16 protein-coding genes, 1 other RNA gene, 1 pseudogene and 1 riboswitch are annotated in these 16,708 nt (G+C 73.1%); of the genes and pseudogenes, 15 read left to right on the top strand and 3 right to left on the bottom strand.

The genetic code is table 11. The features are described 5' to 3' along the window. Positions 1–20 precede the first annotated feature (20 nt). The 11 genes from HN031_RS01780 (at position 21) to ssrA (ending at position 11,418) form a co-directional block, all read left to right on the top strand. A complete protein-coding gene (locus HN031_RS01780) occupies positions 21–1,265 on the top strand; it encodes a M23 family metallopeptidase (RefSeq protein ID WP_172265557.1) in 1,245 nt (414 codons plus the stop codon). A gap of 72 nt (positions 1,266–1,337) precedes the next feature. After that, positions 1,338–1,817, top strand: a complete 480-nt coding sequence (gene smpB / locus HN031_RS01775; RefSeq protein ID WP_172265554.1) for an SsrA-binding protein SmpB — start codon at positions 1,338–1,340, stop codon at positions 1,815–1,817. 28 nt (positions 1,818–1,845) lie between these two features. Next, positions 1,846–2,730 (top strand): amidohydrolase family protein, encoded by an 885-nt coding sequence (locus HN031_RS01770; RefSeq protein ID WP_367650620.1) that lies wholly within the window; start codon positions 1,846–1,848, stop codon positions 2,728–2,730. A gap of 23 nt (positions 2,731–2,753) precedes the next feature. Beyond that, positions 2,754–3,887 (top strand): ROK family transcriptional regulator, encoded by a 1,134-nt coding sequence (locus HN031_RS01765; RefSeq protein ID WP_172265551.1) that lies wholly within the window; start codon positions 2,754–2,756, stop codon positions 3,885–3,887. 50 nt (positions 3,888–3,937) lie between these two features. Next, complete coding sequence (locus tag HN031_RS01760; protein ID WP_216652012.1) at positions 3,938–5,227, top strand: extracellular solute-binding protein; 1,290 nt, start codon at positions 3,938–3,940, stop codon at positions 5,225–5,227. Positions 5,228–5,397: 170 nt separating this feature from the next. Further along, positions 5,398–6,366 (top strand): carbohydrate ABC transporter permease, encoded by a 969-nt coding sequence (locus HN031_RS01755; RefSeq protein ID WP_172265548.1) that lies wholly within the window; start codon positions 5,398–5,400, stop codon positions 6,364–6,366. 5 nt (positions 6,367–6,371) lie between these two features. Beyond that, positions 6,372–7,211, top strand: coding sequence for a carbohydrate ABC transporter permease (locus HN031_RS01750; RefSeq protein ID WP_172265544.1), 840 nt, complete (start codon positions 6,372–6,374; stop codon positions 7,209–7,211). Beyond that, a complete protein-coding gene (locus HN031_RS01745) occupies positions 7,208–8,656 on the top strand; it encodes a glycoside hydrolase family 3 protein (RefSeq protein ID WP_172265541.1) in 1,449 nt (482 codons plus the stop codon). The genes HN031_RS01750 and HN031_RS01745 overlap by 4 nt, the downstream gene beginning before the upstream one ends. Then, positions 8,653–9,636, top strand: coding sequence for an ROK family protein (locus tag HN031_RS01740; RefSeq protein WP_322422869.1), 984 nt, complete (start codon positions 8,653–8,655; stop codon positions 9,634–9,636). Before HN031_RS01745 ends, HN031_RS01740 begins: the two co-directional genes overlap by 4 nt. Positions 9,637–9,659: 23 nt before the next feature. Further along, on the top strand, positions 9,660–10,961 hold the full coding sequence (locus HN031_RS01735) for a hemolysin family protein (RefSeq protein ID WP_172265538.1): 1,302 nt from the start codon (positions 9,660–9,662) through the stop codon (positions 10,959–10,961). 88 nt (positions 10,962–11,049) lie between these two features. Further along, positions 11,050–11,418: a transfer-messenger RNA gene (ssrA, locus tag HN031_RS01730) on the top strand. Between the two features lie 335 nt (positions 11,419–11,753). Here ssrA and HN031_RS01725 read toward each other — a convergent pair. Beyond that, a pseudogene (locus HN031_RS01725) lies at positions 11,754–12,419 on the bottom strand (ABC transporter substrate-binding protein); the annotation flags it as partial. A gap of 9 nt (positions 12,420–12,428) precedes the next feature. Next, on the bottom strand, positions 12,429–12,938 hold the full coding sequence (locus tag HN031_RS01720) for a putative immunity protein (RefSeq protein WP_172265535.1): 510 nt from the start codon (positions 12,936–12,938) through the stop codon (positions 12,429–12,431). A gap of 54 nt (positions 12,939–12,992) precedes the next feature. On the opposite strand from HN031_RS01720, the gene HN031_RS01715 reads away from it, so the two are divergent. Both HN031_RS01715 and HN031_RS01710 read left to right on the top strand, forming a co-directional pair. Next, positions 12,993–13,418, top strand: coding sequence for an HIT family protein (locus HN031_RS01715; protein WP_172265532.1), 426 nt, complete (start codon positions 12,993–12,995; stop codon positions 13,416–13,418). Beyond that, the gene (locus HN031_RS01710; RefSeq protein ID WP_322422867.1) at positions 13,411–13,758 is read left to right on the top strand and encodes a hypothetical protein; all 348 of its coding nucleotides are present in this window, start codon (positions 13,411–13,413) and stop codon (positions 13,756–13,758) included. The genes HN031_RS01715 and HN031_RS01710 overlap by 8 nt, the downstream gene beginning before the upstream one ends. A 19-nt stretch (positions 13,759–13,777) precedes the next feature. Here the strand turns inward: HN031_RS01710 and HN031_RS01705 are convergent, their stop codons facing one another. Then, entirely contained in the window at positions 13,778–14,827 is a 1,050-nt protein-coding gene (locus HN031_RS01705; protein WP_172265528.1) for a phosphatase PAP2 family protein, read from the bottom strand. Between the two features lie 124 nt (positions 14,828–14,951). Here HN031_RS01705 and HN031_RS01700 point away from each other — a divergent pair, with 124 nt between their 5' ends. Both HN031_RS01700 and HN031_RS01695 read left to right on the top strand, forming a co-directional pair. Beyond that, the gene (locus HN031_RS01700) at positions 14,952–15,719 is read left to right on the top strand and encodes an SDR family NAD(P)-dependent oxidoreductase (RefSeq protein ID WP_172265525.1); all 768 of its coding nucleotides are present in this window, start codon (positions 14,952–14,954) and stop codon (positions 15,717–15,719) included. A 97-nt stretch (positions 15,720–15,816) separates the two neighbouring features. Then, positions 15,817–16,009, top strand: a riboswitch (cyclic di-AMP (ydaO/yuaA leader). A gap of 3 nt (positions 16,010–16,012) precedes the next feature. Continuing rightward, entirely contained in the window at positions 16,013–16,570 is a 558-nt protein-coding gene (locus HN031_RS01695) for a C40 family peptidase (protein ID WP_172265522.1), read from the top strand. The last annotated feature ends 138 nt before the right edge of the window (positions 16,571–16,708 follow it).

Raw genomic sequence — 16,708 nt, 5'->3', positions numbered from 1 at the left:
CCCGTACCGCTCATCGACGCATGGCCGCAGCACTCGTCGCGGTCATGGCCCTGGGCGTCTCCGCTGCGCACGCCGACGACCTCAAGGACAAGAAGAACAAGGTCGAGCGCGAGCTCCGCGGTGCCCACCAGGACCTCGACGAGTCCAGCTCCGACCTGCGCCGCGCCACCGCGCGGCTCGACGCCGCGCAGACGCAGCTGGCCGACGCCAAGACCCGGCTCGCCACCGCGCGCGGCAAGGTCGAGGTCGCCCAGGAGCGCGACGCCGAGATGCAGGCCGCCCTCGCCACGGCCGAGGCCGAGCTCGCCACCGCCGAGGCCGCGCTGGTGCAGGGCCGCGACGACCGGGAGGTCCAGCGCCAGCAGGTGGCCAGCACCGTCGCCGACATGTACTCCGAGGGCGACCCTGAGCTGATCGCCTTCTCCTCGCTCATCGACGCCGAGTCGACCGAGGAGCTCACCCGCCGCGACGGCGTGCGCGACGTCATCGTCGGGCAGGAGGCGCGGGCGTACGACGAGCTCAAGGCCGCCGAGGTGCTCCTCGAGGTCCGGGAGGAGCAGGTCTCCGCGGCCCGCGACGACGTGGCGGCCAAGCGTGCGGAGGCCGCCGAGCACCTCGCGCTCATGCGGGAGCTCGAGGCCGAGCAGCAGGCGGCCAAGGACTCGGTCGTCTCGCTCGTCCTCGAGCGCCGCGACGCCCGCGTCGGCGCCCGCGAGGCGCGCGCGCAGGACCTCGCCAAGCTGCGCGAGCTCGAGCGGGAGCAGTCCCGGATCGAGGAGATGCTGCGCAAGAGGGCGCTGGCCGCGCTGCGCCGCCAGCGCGCCGCGCAGGCCCGGTCCCAGGCCGCGGCGACGCCCGGCGCGCCGTCGGGCGGCGTGCTGGCCTATCCCGTCGACGGCTACGTCACCTCGCCCTTCGGCTACCGCACCCACCCGATCTACCACTACTGGGGCCTCCACGACGGCGTGGACTTCGCCGGCGGCTGCGGCACGCCCCTGCGGGCCGCCGCGTCGGGCAAGGTCGTGTCGTCCTACATCAGCGACGTCTACGGTCACCGCCTCGTCGTCGACCACGGCGCCCTGGCCGGTCGCGGCGTGGCGAGCATCTACAACCACGCCACCAGCTACACGGTCGGGGTGGGGGACCAGGTCGAGCGCGGCCAGGTCATCGGCTACGAGGGCAGCACCGGGTGGTCCACCGGCTGCCACCTGCACTTCACCGTGATGGTCAACGGCCAGGCCGTCGACCCGATGAACTGGCTCTGAGGCGGCTCCGCACGGCCCTGGACGGCACAAACCGCTGTGCGCGCCGCTGGCCTCGCCTGAGAGAATGGCCGGATGGCGAAGGAGCAGGGCCAGAAGATGGTCGCGCAGAACAAGAAGGCCCGCCACGACTACCACATCGAGGACACCTGGGAGGCCGGGCTCGTCCTCATGGGCACCGAGGTGAAGTCGTTGCGGCAGGGCCGCGCCTCGCTCGTCGACGGCTTCGCCGAGATCCACAACGGCGAGGCGTGGCTGCTCGGCGTCCACATCCCGGAGTACACCCAGGGCACGTGGACCAACCACTCGGCCCGGCGGCGCCGCAAGCTGCTGCTCAACCGCTCCGAGATCGACAAGATCGAGCGCAAGATCACCGACAAGGGCTACACCATCGTGCCGCTCGCCCTCTACTTCAAGGACGGCCGCGCCAAGGTGGAGATCGCGCTGGCGAAGGGCAAGAAGTCCTACGACAAGCGCCACACGCTGGCCGAGCGCACGGCCAACCGCGAGAAGGTCGAGGCCGTGCAGCGCCGGCTCAAGGGGCACCGGGACTGAGGCTGGGAATGAGCCCGGGACCGAGCCGGTGACCGACCCGCGCGCCTTCGCCGAGGCCCTCGGCCTGCCCGGGCTGATGGACCTGCACACGCACTTCCTGCCGCCGCGGGTGATGGCCAAGGTGCGGGCGCAGTTCGACGCGGCCGGACCGCTGATCGGTCGGCCGTGGCCGCTGCACTACCGCGACGACGACGAGGTCCTGGTCGAGACGCTGCGCTCGTTCGGCGTGCGCCGCTTCACCGCGCTGCCCTACGCCCACAAGCCGGGGATGGCGGAGTTCCTCAACGACTGGGCCGCCGCCTTCGCCGCCCGCGTGCCCGAGGCGGCGGTCTGCGGCACCTTCTTCCCCGAGCCCGGCGTGGCGTCGTACGTCGCCGCCCGGTCCGCTCCCTCCCCGGACCGGGTCGAGGTGTGGAAGGTGCACGTGCAGGTCGGCGCCTTCACGGTCACCGACCCGCTGCTCGACGAGGCGTGGTCCGTGGTCGCCGCGAGCGGCACGCCGGTGGTCCTGCACGCCGGCAGCGGCCCGGTGCCGACCGAGCACACCGGCCCCGCGCCCGTCGCCGAGCTGTTGGTCCGCCACCCGCGGCTGCGCCTGGTCATCGCCCACGCGGGCGCGCCGGAGTACGCCGAGTTCCTCGCGCTCGCCGAGACCCACGAGCGGGTCGCCCTCGACACGACGATGGCGTTCACCCGCTTCTTCGACGAGATGGGTGGCGACTACCCGCCCGCGCTGCTGCCGCGGCTGAGGGACCTCGGGCTCGCCGGGAAGGTGCACCTCGGCAGCGACTTCCCGAACATTCCGTACGCCTACGGCGAGCAGCTGACCGCGCTCGAGGCGCTGGGGCTGGGGGAGGACTGGCTCCGCGCGGTGTGCTGGACCAGCACGGCGGAGATGCTTGACAGGGGATAAGTAAGTGCGGTGAACTAACTAATGTGACCCCGCACACTCCCGTCGGACGCCCGCTGCGGCCGCGAGGCAAGCTCCTCCAGGAGGACGCCCGCCGGCACCACCGCTCGCTTCTGCTGCAGCAGCTGTTCCGCGACGGCCCCGCGAGCCGCGCCGACCTGGCCCGCGCCAGCGGCCTCACCCGCGTCACCGTCTCGGACCTCGTCGGCGAGATGCTCGCCGAGGGGTTCGTCAGCGAGCTCGGCGCCCCCGCCGAGAGCCGGGTGGGCAAGCCCCCGACGCTGGTCGGGCTGGCCGCCGACTCCCACCACATCGTCGCCCTCGACCTGTCCGAGACCGACCGGATGTCCGGCGCCGTGGTCAACCTGGCCGGCACGCCGCAGGCACGGCACGTGGTGCACGTCGACGGCGCCGAGGGCGAGCAGGCGGTGCAGCTCGTCCTCCAGCTGGCCTCCGAGCTGATGGCGATGACCGACCGCCCGGTGCTGGGCATCGGCGTCGGCAGCCCGGGCGTGGTCGACACCGCCGGCACCGTCATCGACGCCCCCAACCTGGCCTGGACCGACACCCCGCTGGCCGCCCGGCTGGCCGAGGCGCTCGAGGTCCCCGTCTTCGTGGCCAACGACGCCAACACCGCCGTGCTGGGTGAGCACACCTTCGGCGAGTCCGGCGACGGCGGCCTGATGGTGCTGCGCGTCGGCACCGGCGTCGGCGCCGGCTTCGTGCTCGGTGGCTCGCTGCTCCACGGCCACCTCGGTGCCGCCGGCGAGATCGGGCACGTCGTGGTCGACCCCGACGGCGAGCGGTGCGCCTGCTCGCGCACCGGCTGCCTCGAGACCGTCCTCTCCGCGCCGCGCCTCCGGCGCCGCATCGGCGAGCCCGGCGTGGACGGCCCGGCGGTGCTCGCCGAGGTCGGCGGGCTCCTGGGCGAGGTGCTGGCGCCGATCGTGGCCGCCCTCAACCTCCACGAGATCGTCCTGAGCGGCCCCGCGGAGCTGCTCGACGGTCCGCTGCTCGACGCGGCGGACCGCACCATCCGCGAGCGGACCATGCCGATCAGCTCCACCGGGCTCGGCGTCCGCACCTCCAAGCTCGGCGAGGACGTCGTGGTCGTGGGAGCGGCCGTGCTCGTGCTCGCCGGGGAGCTGGGCGTCTCGTGAGCGCCTCACCCCGACCCCCCAAGCGGTACATCGATGAGAGGAACCCTGTGGTGCGCATCAAGAAGTCACTGACCGGCGCGGCGGTCGCCGCGCTCGCGCTGACCACGCTCGCCGCGTGCGGCAGCGATGACGAAGGAACGTCCAGCGAGGACGGCGGCGCCGAGTCCGCCGAGATCCGCGTCTGGCTCAACGGCACGGACACGCCCCAGGAGGCGCGGGACTGGCTGAAGACGACCTTCGAGGAGGAGAACCCCGGCTCCACGCTGACGATCGAGCAGCAGGAGTGGGACGGGCTCGTCGAGAAGCTCACGACCGCGCTGTCCAGCGAGTCCGAGACCCCCGACGTCGTCGAGATCGGCAACACCCAGGCCCCGACCTTCACCTCGGCCGGCGCCTTCGCCGACCTCACGGACGAGGTCGACGACCTCGGCGGCGACGACCTGCTGCCCGGGTTCGTCGACGGCGCCACCGTGGACGGCAAGACCTACGCCGTCCCCTACTACGCCGGCTCGAAGTACATCTTCTACCGCAAGGACCTGTTCGAGAAGTCGGGCCTCGAGGTGCCGACCACCCTCGACGAGTTCATGCAGGCCGCCGTCCAGCTCAAGAAGGACAACCCCAAGCCGGCGAACTTCTCCGGCTTCTGGTTCCCCGGCCAGGACTGGCGCAACGGTGCCGCGTTCATCTGGTCGGCCGGTGGTGACCTCGCCGTCGAGGAGGGCGGCGAGTGGACGCCGGCCCTCAGCTCCGAGGAGTCGGTCGCCGGGCTCGAGATGGCCCAGCAGCTCTTCACCGAGGCCTCCGGGGCGCCCAAGGACGGCAACGAGGCCGACCCGTGGACGCCGTGGTGTGCCGGTGAGGTCGGCATGATGTCGACGCCGGGCTGGGTCAAGGGCCTCATCGAGGCCGAGGACACCGGGTGCCCCGACACCTTCGCCAAGGAGATGGGCGTCTTCGCCCTGCCCGGCCCCGACGGGTCCCCGGCGCCGGTCCTGCTCGGTGGCTCCGACCTCGCCATCGCGGCGAAGTCCGCCAACCAGGACCTCGCGCAGGAGGCGGTCGAGCTCATGCTGAGCGACGACTACCAGACGATCATGGCCGAGGCCGGCCTCACGCCGGCCAAGGAGTCGCTTGCCTCGCTGCTCGGTGACGACGAGTACGCCGAGGCGACCGTGGCCGCGGCGTCCAACGCCAAGCTCACCCCGGCGGCGCCGGGATGGGCCACCGTCGAGGGATCCCGCGTGCTCGAGGACCTCTTCAGCGCCATCGCCCAGGGCGGCGACGTCGCCGAGCTCGCCGGCAAGGCCGACGAGCAGATGGCCGGCCAGCTCAACGGCTGACACGACCCGGCTCTCGTCCGGCGGGTGGACACCGTCCCCCGCCGGACGAGGACACTGGACCGTGGGCACCCGTGCCCCGACCCGCCCTGACCCGCCCTGACCCGCCCCGGCCAGAGCACGTACGCCCCTGCGCCCCTCACGGGTGCCCGCCCCGCGGGGGAGGAGGAACGATGAGCAGCGCCCCGACCAGCCCGCCGGCCGTCCGGCCGACGAGCCCGCCCGCCGTCCCGGTCGATCCGCGGCCCCGGCCGCGCCGCCCGCGGCGCACGCCGTTGCCCTACGTCCTCGTGGTGCCGTCGGTGCTCGCGCTCGCGCTGGCCCTCGGCTACCCGCTGGTCCGCCAGGTGGTGCTGTCCTTCCAGGACTTCGGCCTCGCCCAGCAGTTCGGCCAGCCGCCGGAGTGGCTCGGCCTGGAGAACTACCGCACGCTGCTGACCGACCCCTACCTGTGGCGGGTGACGCTGCGCTCGATCGCGTTCTGCCTGGTCAACGCCGCGCTCACCATGCTCATCGGCGTCGGGCTGGCTCTCGCCATGCGGCACATGTCGCGCAGCGTCCGACTGCTCCTGCAGACCGGTCTCCTGCTGGCCTGGGCCATGCCGGTGGTGGCGGCCCTCACCGTGTGGCAGTGGCTCTTCGACACCCAGTACGGCGTCGTCAACTACCTCCTCACGCAGCTCGGCGCCGACTACACCGGCCACTCCTGGCTGCTGCGCCCGCTGTCGTTCTTCTTCGTCGCCACCGTCATCGTGGTCTGGATGAGCGTGCCGTTCGTCGCCTTCACCGTCTACGCCGCGCTCACCCAGCTCCCCGCCGAGCTGCTCGAGGCCGCGGAGATCGACGGGGCCGGTCCGGTCGGCCGGCTGCGCCACGTCATGCTGCCGACGATCCTGCCGGTGCTGCTCGTCGTCGGGCTGCTGCAGGTCATCTGGGACCTGCGGGTCTTCACCCAGATCTACGTCCTGCAGAAGGCCGGCGGCAGCGCCCAGGACACCAACCTCCTCGGCACCTACATCTACCGGCTCGGCATCGGCGGAGGTGAGTTCGGCATGTCGGCGGCCGTCGCCATCTTCATGCTCGTGCTCACCGTCCTGCTCACCGCGCCCTACGTCCGCGCCATGCTGCGCCAGGAGGGGTGACCCCGATGTCCCGCCCAGCTCCCCGCCCGACCCGCGTCGCGGCCAACACCCTCGGGATCCTGGCGTTCCTCGTCTCGGTGTTCCCGGTCTACTGGATGGTCAACAGCTCGTTCCTGGCCCGCAACGAGATCCGCAGCCCGACGCCGACGTGGGTGCCGTTCGGCGGCAGCCTCGACAACTACCGCACGGTCTTCTCCACCGACCAGTTCTCCGACGCGCTGCGCACCAGCCTCATGGTCACCGGCCTCACGATCGTCGTCGCGCTGCTGTTCGCCTTCGTCGCGGCGGTGGCGGTCTCGAGGTTCCGCTTCCGCGGCCGGATGTCGTTCATCGTGACGCTCCTCGTGATCCAGATGATCCCGGTGGAGGGGCTGTTCATCTCCCAGTACAAGATGCTGGAGGCGTTCGACCTGCTCAACACGGTCATCGGGCTCACCCTCGTCTACGTCGCGGGCGTGCTGCCCTTCACGATCTGGACCCTGCGCGGCTTCGTCGCAGGGGTCCCCTACGAGCTGGAGGAGGCGGCGATGATGGACGGCTGCTCCCGCACCCAGGCGTTCTTCCGCATCACCCTGCCGCTGCTGGCGCCCGGGCTCGTCGCGACCGGCGTCTTCGGCTTCCTGCAGGCGTGGAACGAGTTCACCCTCGCCCTGGTCGTGATGACCCGCGAGGACCAGCGCACCCTGCCGCTGTGGCTGTCCACCTTCGCCGACGTCAACCGCGGCACCGACTGGGGCGGCATCATGGCCGGCTCCTCGCTCATCGCGATCCCGGTCATCATCTTCTTCCTCGTCGTCCAGAGCCGGATGACCAGCGGCCTCACCGCCGGGGCCGTCAAGGGATGAGCGCCGCACCGGAGACCTCCGTGGACCGCCTGGCGCTGCAGGTGCTGCTGCCCGGGTTCGAGGGCACCACGCTGCCCGACGACTACCGCGAGCTGCTCGAGCAGGGGCTCGGCGGCGTCTGCTACTTCGGCAGCAACACCGCCGACGGCCCCGACAGCATCGCCGCGCTCAGCGCCGCCGTCACCGCCGCCAACCCCCGCGCCGTCATCGCGGTGGACGAGGAGGGCGGCGACGTCAGCCGGCTCCACACGCGAACCCCCAGCCCGGTCCTGGGCGCCGCGGCGCTCGGCGCCGCTGACGACCTCGACCTGACCGAGGCGGTCGGGCGGTGGGTGGGCGCCGAGCTGGCCGCCGTCGGGATCACCCTCGACCTGGCCCCCGACGCCGACGTCAACTGCGACCCCGACAACCCCGTCATCGGCACCCGCAGCTTCGGCGCGGACGCCCGGCAGGTCGCCGCCCACACGGCCGCCTGGACCCGGGGACTCCAGTCCACCGGGGTCGCCGCGTGCGCCAAGCACTTCCCCGGCCACGGCGACACCGCCACCGACAGCCACCTCGCGCTGCCGCGCATCGACGTGGACGCCACCACGCTCGCCGAGCGTGAGCTCGTGCCGTTCGCCGCAGCGGTGGACAGCGGGATCGCCGCCGTGATGACGAGCCACATCGTGGTGCCGGCGATCGACCCGGACCGTCCGGCGACCCTCAGCCCGGCGGTGCTCGCCCTGCTGCGCGAGCGCCTCGGCTTCGACGGCGTGATCGTCAGCGACGCCCTCGACATGGCGGGCGCCTCGGCGGAGCTCGGCGTCCCGGAGGCGTCCGTACGCGCCCTCGCCGCCGGCTGCGACCTGCTGTGCATCGGTCCCGACAAGCCCGCCTCGCTGGTCGAGGAGGTCCGCGACGCGGTCGTCCGCGCCGTCGCGGAGGGTCGGCTCCCGCTCGCCCGGCTGCAGGACGCGGCATCACGCGTCCACGCGATGCAGCCGGCCCCGGCCGCGTCGTCCGTCGGCGCCACCGATGGTCCCGACGCCGACCGGCAGGTCGGGGCGGCGATCCGCGCGACGACGGTCGACGGGCGGCTGCCCGGCCTCCCGGGCGCGATCGTCCTCAGCGTCGAGACCGTCGCCAACATCGCCGTCGGCGAGGTGGCGTGGGGACTGGCACCCGACCATCGCCTCGACCCGGCCGCGCTGCCAGGCGGTGTCCCGGACGACGTGCCGGACGACGTACCGCTCGTGGTGCAGGTCCGCGACGCCCACCGGCGCCCCGAGGTGCTGGCCTTCCTCCGCTCGGTGGCCTCGTCGGGGCGCACCGCGGTCGTGGTCGAGTGGGGCTGGCCGGGCGGCCACGACGTCGGGCTGGCCACCATCAGCACCCGCGGCTCGTCCGGACCGGGCGTGGCCGCTGTGACCGAGCTGCTGCGAGAGGCAGGGTGGACGCGGTGAGCACCGCACAGGCAGGCGCACCGACGAGGGCGACGGACGCCGGCACCGCCACCGGGGCCGTGGCGACGACGCCGGCCGGGGGGATGCGCGCGGTCGGCCTCGACATCGGCGGCACCAAGACCCACGGCGTGGTCGTCGGCGACGACGGCACGGTCCTGGCCCAGGTCCGCCGCTCCACCGAGCCGGGCGCCGAGGGCGTCGTGGCCACGGCCGCACGGGTCTTCGAGGACCTCGGCCGAGCGACGGGCAGCCCCCTCACCTGCAGCGTCGGCGTGGGGGTGCCGGGCCTCGTCGACGTCGAGCGCGGCATGCTGCGCCACGCGGTCAACCTCGGCGTCAACGGCGACGACCTCCCGCTGCGCGACCTGCTCGCGGCGCGGCTGGGCGTGCCGGTGGTGGTCGAGAACGACGTCAACGCGGCCGCGCTGGCGGCGCGGGCCCTCGTCGCCGCCGACGACGTCGTCTACCTCAGCGTCGGCACCGGCCTCGCGGCCGGGCTGGTGATCGACGGCCGGCTGCGGCGCGGTGAGCACGGTGCGGCGGGCGAGATCGGGCACCTGCCCATCGATCCGGCCGGGGCGGCCTGCGGCTGCGGTCAGTTCGGCTGCCTGGAGACGGTCGCCTCCGGGCGCGCGCTCGCCAAGGCGTGGCCGACGGTCGACGGCCCGCCGGCCGCGGCGCTGTTCGCGGCGGCCGCCGACGGCGACCCCGGCGCCGTCGCCGTGCGGGACCGGTTCTGCTGGGGCGTGGCGTGCGCCGTCCGGGCGCTCGGCCTCACCATCGACCCGGAGTGCATCGTGCTCGGTGGCGGCGTCGCCGAGGTCGGCGAGCCGCTGCGCGTCGAGGTCGTGCGGCAGCTGCGGGCGCTGGGGGAGGGATCGGCGTTCCTCGCCTCCCTCGGCCTGGCCGACCGGCTCAGCATGGTGCCGCAGCACTACCCCGTCGCGGCCGTGGGAGCAGCGCTGGTCGCCGCCGGCTGAGCAGCCCCGGCTAGGTTGTCGGCGTGGATTCCGGCACGTGGGTGGACGTCCTGCTGGTCCTTGCCTTCATCCTCGTGGGCGGGGTCTTCGCGGCGACCGAGATCGCGCTCGTCTCGCTGCGGGCGGGCCAGGTCGACCGAATGGAGTCCCAGGGCGGTCGCGGGCACGCGGTCGCCTCGCTCGCGCGCGATCCCAACCGCTTCCTGTCGGCGGTGCAGATCGGCGTCACCGTCGCGGGCTTCTTCTCCGCCGCGTTCGGTGCCTCCACGCTGGCGCCGTCCTTCGCCCCGGCCTTCGAGAGCCTGGGCCTGCCGGCCCCGGAGACGGTCTCGCTGGTCGTGACCACCCTCGTCGTGTCCTACCTGTCGCTGGTGCTCGGCGAGCTGGTGCCCAAGCGGTTGGCGCTGCAGCGCTCGGTCGGCGTGGCCAAGATGTTCGCCCCGCCGCTGGGCCGCTTCGCCACCGTGATGACCCCGGTGATCTGGCTGCTGTCGCTCTCCACCAACCTGCTGGTCCGCCTCCTCGGCGGCAACCCCGACGCCGCCGGCGACGAGGTCGACGAGGAGGAGCTGCGGATGATGATCTCCGGCCACGAGGACATCCCGGCCGGCGAGCGCAAGATCGTCGACGACGTCTTCGAGGCGGGCGACCGCTCCCTGAGCGAGGTGATGCGCCCCCGCGGCGACGTGGTGTTCCTCGCCGGCGACCTGAGCCTCGCCGAGGCGGTGCAGGTCATCGTCGGCGAGGCCTACACGCGCTACCCGGTCACCGGCGAGTCGTTCGACGAGGTGCTCGGCTACCTCCACCTGCGCGACGTGCTGGGCCGGTCCGACGACCACGCCACGACCGTCGCCGACATCGTGCGCGAGCTGCCGGTGCTGCCGCGCACCAACCGGGTGCTGCCCTCGATCGACCAGCTGCGCAGCCTCGGCGCGCACATCGCGCTGGTCGTCGACGAGTACGGCGGCACCGACGGCATCGTGACGCTCGAGGACCTCATGGAGGAGCTGGTCGGGGAGATCCACGACGAGTACGACCGCGACGCCGAGATCGCCGCGTCCGCCGATCCCACCACCGTGGATGCCGGCATCACCATCGAGGAGTTCCGCGAGAGGACCGGCGTGGAGCTCGACGACGGGCCCTACGAGACCGTGGCCGGCTACGTCCTGCACCGCCTCGCGCGGATGGCCGAGAGGGGCGACCGGGTGGTGGTCGAGGGCCGCGTGCTGGAGGTCGTCGAGGTCGACGGGCACCGCATCACGCGCGTACGAATGCACGCACCCACGACGGCTGCCGAGGGGCACGAGGGGCACCCGGGGGAATAGCGTTCGCGGGTTCGCGGTTGTGGCACCTAGACTGGGTCGTGCAGGCCGCGAACGACGTGTGCGGTCCGGTCTGCTTGACAACACAAGAGGGGCTGATCGGTTTCGACTTGGGACGTTAGTTCCAGGGGAAGCGGGTCGAGAAGCCAGCGTCATCTCGTAAACGATCGCTGGAAACCACAGTTGCCGACTCCAATCGCAACGACTTCGCTCTCGCTGCCTGAGCAGTGATCGAAGGGTCTGACCGGGCACCCGTCTCCGTCCCGGATCCAGGCCTCATCTAGGAGACTTGCTGGTCGCTCTCTGTCAGGAGGGGCGGCCGGGACTCAATCTTGACTGGGCCTGTCGGCGACGTGTCTGTGCGAGCGCCGGGGCCGAGAAAACGACATCACGGACTGCACCCGGAGAAGACCTGGTTCGGCGCTCGAGGACCGGGGTTCGATTCCCCGCAGCTCCACTCGTCACGAGGCGAGGTGTCCCGCACTCCGTGCGGGACGCCTCGCCTCGTGGTCGTTCACGGCGGTCCCAGCTGGTGATGCTCGCCCGCCGGGCTTCGACTGGGCGGCTGAGCCGCCGCTCGGTGCGGGGTCGCTCAGACCCGCCGGGCCGTCGGGGCTCGTCGCCGTCGGGGTGGAGGATGCCGGCAAGCGCCTCGACCCCGTCGACGAGCCGCGGGCCGGGGCGGGCGAAGTGCCCGTCGGCGTCGACGGCCCAGACCGGGACGTCGGGGAAGCGGTGGCGCACGTCCGCCGCGAGGGCGGCGCTGCCGTCGAGGCCGAAGCCGCACGGGGCGCACACCACCACGTCGGGCCGCGAGCCGACGGCGTCGTCCCACGTGATCCGGCTCGACCGGGTGCCGGCGACGCCCAGCGTCGGCTCCCCGCCGGCGCGGACGACCATCTCGGGGATCCAGTGCCCGGGCGCGAACGGCGGATCGGTCCACTCCAGCACCAGCACGCGGGGCCGCGCCCGCCCGGCGACGCGGTCGGCGACCGCCTGCAGCCGGGCCTCGAGGGACGCGACGAGCGTCGTAGCGGCCTCCTCCCGGCCGGTGAGGCGGCCGACCTCGCGGACCGAGGCCAGCACGTCGTCGAGCGTGTGCGGGTCGATCGTCGCGACGTCGGCGCGGCAGCCGAGGTAGGACAGGGCGTCGTCGACGGTCCCCACGTCCACCGCGCACACGGCACACAGGTCCTGCGTCACGACGAGGTCGGCGTCGAGCTCGGCCAGCGCGCCGCTGTCGAGGCGGTAGAGGTCCTCCCCGGCGGCCAGGGCCGCGCCGACGAAGTCGTCGATCCCCCTCGGCGTGAGCCCCTCCGGCATCGCGGACGTCGACACGACGCGGCGCTCCCGCGCCTCGGCCGGGTGGTCGCACTCGAAGGTCACCCCGACCACGTCGTCGCCCGCGCCGAGCGCGAACAGGATCTCCGTCGCGGAGGGGATGAGGGAGACGATGCGCATCCCGCGAGCCTAGAAGACGTTCCAGCAGATGCTGTTGCGCCGCTGCTGGTCCGCCAGCACCAGGTCGCGGACCGCGTCCGGGAGCCGGTCGCGCTGCCAGCGGTTCTCCGCCTGCCTGGCCTGCTCCGCCCCGTCCGCGGCTGCTGCCGCCACCGCGGCCTTGACGGCGTACGCCGCCGCACCGAGGTCGTGCTCGGCGACGTGCGCGACCACCGCGGCCTGCCCTGCGGCGTACGCCGCGAAGCGCGGTGCGCCGCGCAGGTCGCGGGCGGCTCCCATGGCGTGCCCGCCCGCCGCGCGGGTCTCCATCATCCGGCGCTCCCCGCGGGACCAGGCGCGAACGGCCTCGATCGCCTCGCGGGGCCGGACGTCCTGCGGACGCACCGCCTCGAACAGCGCCAGGACGTGCTCGGCGCAGTCGGCGGCCCAGCGCGCGAGCAGCCGGTGGTCCTCGTCGGTGAGCGTGCCGCCGCGCCGGACGGTCACCATCCGCGGGTCGCGGACCTCCGGCAGGATCATGCGGCGACGCTACTGCGCCGCGGGCGCCGGAGCCGCTGTGGCAGCATCCGGTCCGTGACCGCGTGCGTCTTCTGCCAGATCATCGCCGGCGAGCTGCCCGGCCACACCGTGCTCGAGACGGACGACCTCGTGGCCTTCCTCGACACGCGCCCGGTCTTCAGGGGGCACGTGCTCCTCGTGCCCCGCGAGCACGTCGAGACGCTGCCCGACCTGCCGGCCGGGCTGCGCGACGCGTTCCTGGCGGCGGCGCAGCGGCTCGCGACCGCCGTGAAGGACGGGCTCGGCGCGCAGGGCTCCTTCGTCGCGATCAACAACACGGTGAGCCAGTCGGTGCCCCACCTGCACCTCCACGTCGTCCCGCGCACCAAGGGCGACGGGCTCCGCGGCTTCTTCTGGCCACGCACGAAGTACGCCGACGGCGAGGCGGCGTCGTACGCCGAGCGGCTGCGCGACGCGCTCGCCGACCAGACCGGTGCCTGACGTGCCCGACCGCCCCGAGATCGTCTGCCTCTGCGGCTCCGCCCGGTTCGCGGACGAGATGGCCGCCGCGAACCGCGACCTGACCCTCGCGGGTGCCATCGTCGTCGCGCCCGGGGTCTTCGCGCGCTCCGAGCACGACGCAGCAGGTGTGCCCACCGACGCGCAGAGGGCAGCGCTGGGCGTCCTGCACCTGCGCAAGATCGACCTGGCCGACCGCGTCCTGGTCGTCAACCCCGGCGGCTACGTCGGCGAGTCCACCACCCGGGAGATCGCCCACGCGCGGGCCACGGGGAAGCCGGTCTCGTTCAGCCACCCGGTCGCGGAGTCGGACCCGTCGTGACGGGGGCGGGCGGGGACCGCTAGTCCGCCGCCTGCTGCGCGTCCTCGCGGACCAGCGCCGGACGTGACCACGGCTGGTCACGCCGCCGCAGCGGGTGACCGGTCACGCGGGCGCCGAGGACGACCGCCACGACCCCGACGGCCGCGCCGGCGACCACGTCGACGAAGAAGTGCCAGCCGAGGTAGACCGTCGACAGCGACGTCAGCACCGCGAAGGTCCACGCGGTGACGCGGATCCAGCGGGGGAGCCGGATCAGCTCGGCGACCAGGCACGTGGTCACCGTGATGGCGACGTGCAGCGACGCGAACGCGGCGATGGTCTGGACGGCGCGGGTGTCCCAGGCGCCGGCCAGGACGGTGACGCGGTCGTCGAGGAGCAGGTCCTGGACCCCGGTGTTGAACGTGTCGGGCAGCCCCGCGAAGTCGCGCGGCGCGGAGTAGATCGGCCCGAGCGACGGGACGAGGTAGTAGACCGCCACGCCGATCAGCCAGTTGAACGAGACCGCGGTGACGTAGAGCTCGCCGGTGCGCGAGCGCCTGGTCCACACGAGCGCGATCGCCAGCATCGCCGGCACCAGGCCGATCCACAGCACGTAGACCCCCGACATCAGCCACGCCGCCCAGCCGGTGCCGAGCACCTGGTGCAGCACGTCGGCCGGGTCGTGGCCCAGCCACAGCAGCCGGTCGGCGCTGGCGAGCTCGGTGTCCCAGAGCCGCTCGGTGACGAAGGGGAGGTAGCCCTTGAGGTTGCGGAACGCGACGTAGGAGACGTACCAGGCGGCGAGGCCGATGACGGTGAACCGGACCTGGTCGCGGTTCCAGCGCTCGCGCACCACCCCGCGCAGCGCCTGCCAGGCTCCGTCCTGGTCACGCCGGGTGGCGGCCACCCAGCGCGGCACGACGTCCAGCGCGACCGCGAGCAGCACGATCGCCGGCAGCCGCACCCAGGTCGGGATCGACACCCCGTCCGGGTCGCGCACCGGCAAGTCATAGGCCGCGGCGACGAGCACGGTGGCGACGGCCATCACCGCCGCCACGGCGACGGCGCCGCGGAAGTCCCCCCGTCCCATCCGCTCACCGTAGCGAGGAAGGACCGGCCGGCGCGACGCCTGCACCGAACCTTCACGACTTCTGGCGATGCGCGCCCACTACGCTCCGACGACAAGCAGCCACCGAGATCGAGGAGTCAACGAGATGGGTCGTTACGACGGGCGGGTCGCCGTCATCACCGGAGCAGCACGAGGCATCGGCTTCGGGATCGCTCAGCGGTTCGCCTCCGAGGGCGCCTCGATCGCCGTCCTCGACCTCGACGAGGCGGCGGCCCAGGACGCTGCCGCGCGCCTGGAGACGGCGGGCGGCGCCGGAGCCGTCGGCATCGGCTGCGACGTCGTGGACTCCGCCGCCGCAGAGGCAGCGGTGCAGCGCGTCGTGGACGAGCTCGGTGGCATCCACGTCCTCGTCAACAACGCCGGGGTCACCCGCGACAACCTGCTGTTCAAGATGACCGAGGAGGACTGGGACCTGGTGATGAACGTCCACCTCAAGGGCGTGTTCAACATGACCAAGTCCGCGCAGGCCCGCTTCGTGGAGCAGAGGTACGGCAAGATCCTCAACCTCTCCAGCGTCTCCGCGCTCGGCAACCGCGGCCAGGCCAACTACAGCGCCGCCAAGATGGGCATCCAGGGCCTCACCCGCACGCTGGGGATCGAGCTCGGCCCCTACGGCATCACCGCCAACGCGATCGCCCCGGGCTTCATCGTCACCGAGATGACCGACGCCACCGCGCGCCGCCTCAAGATGGAGCCCGAGGAGCTGCAGCGGCTCAACGCCGAGGCCACGCCCGTGCGGCGCGTCGGCCAGCCCGAGGACATCGCCGCCGCTGCCGCGTTCCTCTGCAGCGACGAGGCGGCCTTCATCACCGGCCAGACCCTCTACGTCGACGGTGGTCGCAAGCTCGGCTGAGCGTGACGCTGGCCACGTGCCACGCGTGGAGGCCGGGGAGCGTTTTGCGTGCGCCCCCGGCCTCTGTCACGTTGGACGGCGGTCGGAAGACCGCCCGTCCCGGACAACGCCGAGTCCCGCCCGACCGGGACGGACCCCCGAGATCATCGAGGGCGGGAGTGGGGGACCCACAGGTTCCACTGCCGGTACGTGCGCTGCACGCGTCGGCTCGGGGTGAAGCCACCACACGGTGGCGGGGCACTTTCCAGCCCCAACCCGACAGCTCACCTCACAGGCGTGGGAAAGGAACGACCATGCCTGCGACCTCTCGCACGGCGCGAGCCTGCGCGCTCGCCCTCGCCGGACTGGGCCTCACCGCATCGACGCTGACGACCAGCCCGGCCGCCGCCTCCGACGGTGGGACCGGCACCGCCGACCGCACCACCCAGCAGACCGCCACCACCGCGACCAGGACCGCCCAGCGGTCACCGGCGGCTCGCGTGGCCGGGCGGGTGCTCGCCGCGCGCAACACCGCACTGCGGCAGCGCGGCAACCCGTACGCCTACGGAGCCGCGGGTCCCGACCGCTTCGACTGCTCCGGCCTCGTCTACTACAGCTTCCGCCGCGCCGGGTTCCCGGTGCCGCGCACGTCGTCGGCCCAGGCCGGCTTCACGCGCCGGGTGGCGAAGAAGGACATGCGTGCCGGCGACCTGATGTTCTTCACGGGCAGCGGCGGGGTCTACCACGCGGCGATCTTCCTGCGCTGGACCCGCGGGCACGCGCTGATGGTGCACTCGCCGGGCTCCGGCCAGCGGGTCCGCGTGGCCGTGCCGTGGACCTCGCAGTGGTTCGGCGGGACCCTCCGCCGGTGACCTGACGACCGGCGCGCGAGCGCCGTCGGTCACAGTGATCGGCTCCGCCTGAAAAGCAAAGCCTGCTGATCTACCCTGTGGCGGGGCCCCTCCCATCCGGGCGCGCCCGCCCCCCCCCATACCACCACAGCCCCCCGG

Source organism: Nocardioides sp. zg-1308 (genome assembly GCF_013155375.1).
In the GTDB taxonomy this organism is placed as follows: Bacteria; Actinomycetota; Actinomycetes; order Propionibacteriales; family Nocardioidaceae; genus Nocardioides; species Nocardioides renjunii.
The sequence above is the reverse complement of the archived record's forward strand: the minus strand, read 5'-3'. Positions and strand labels throughout refer to the sequence as shown.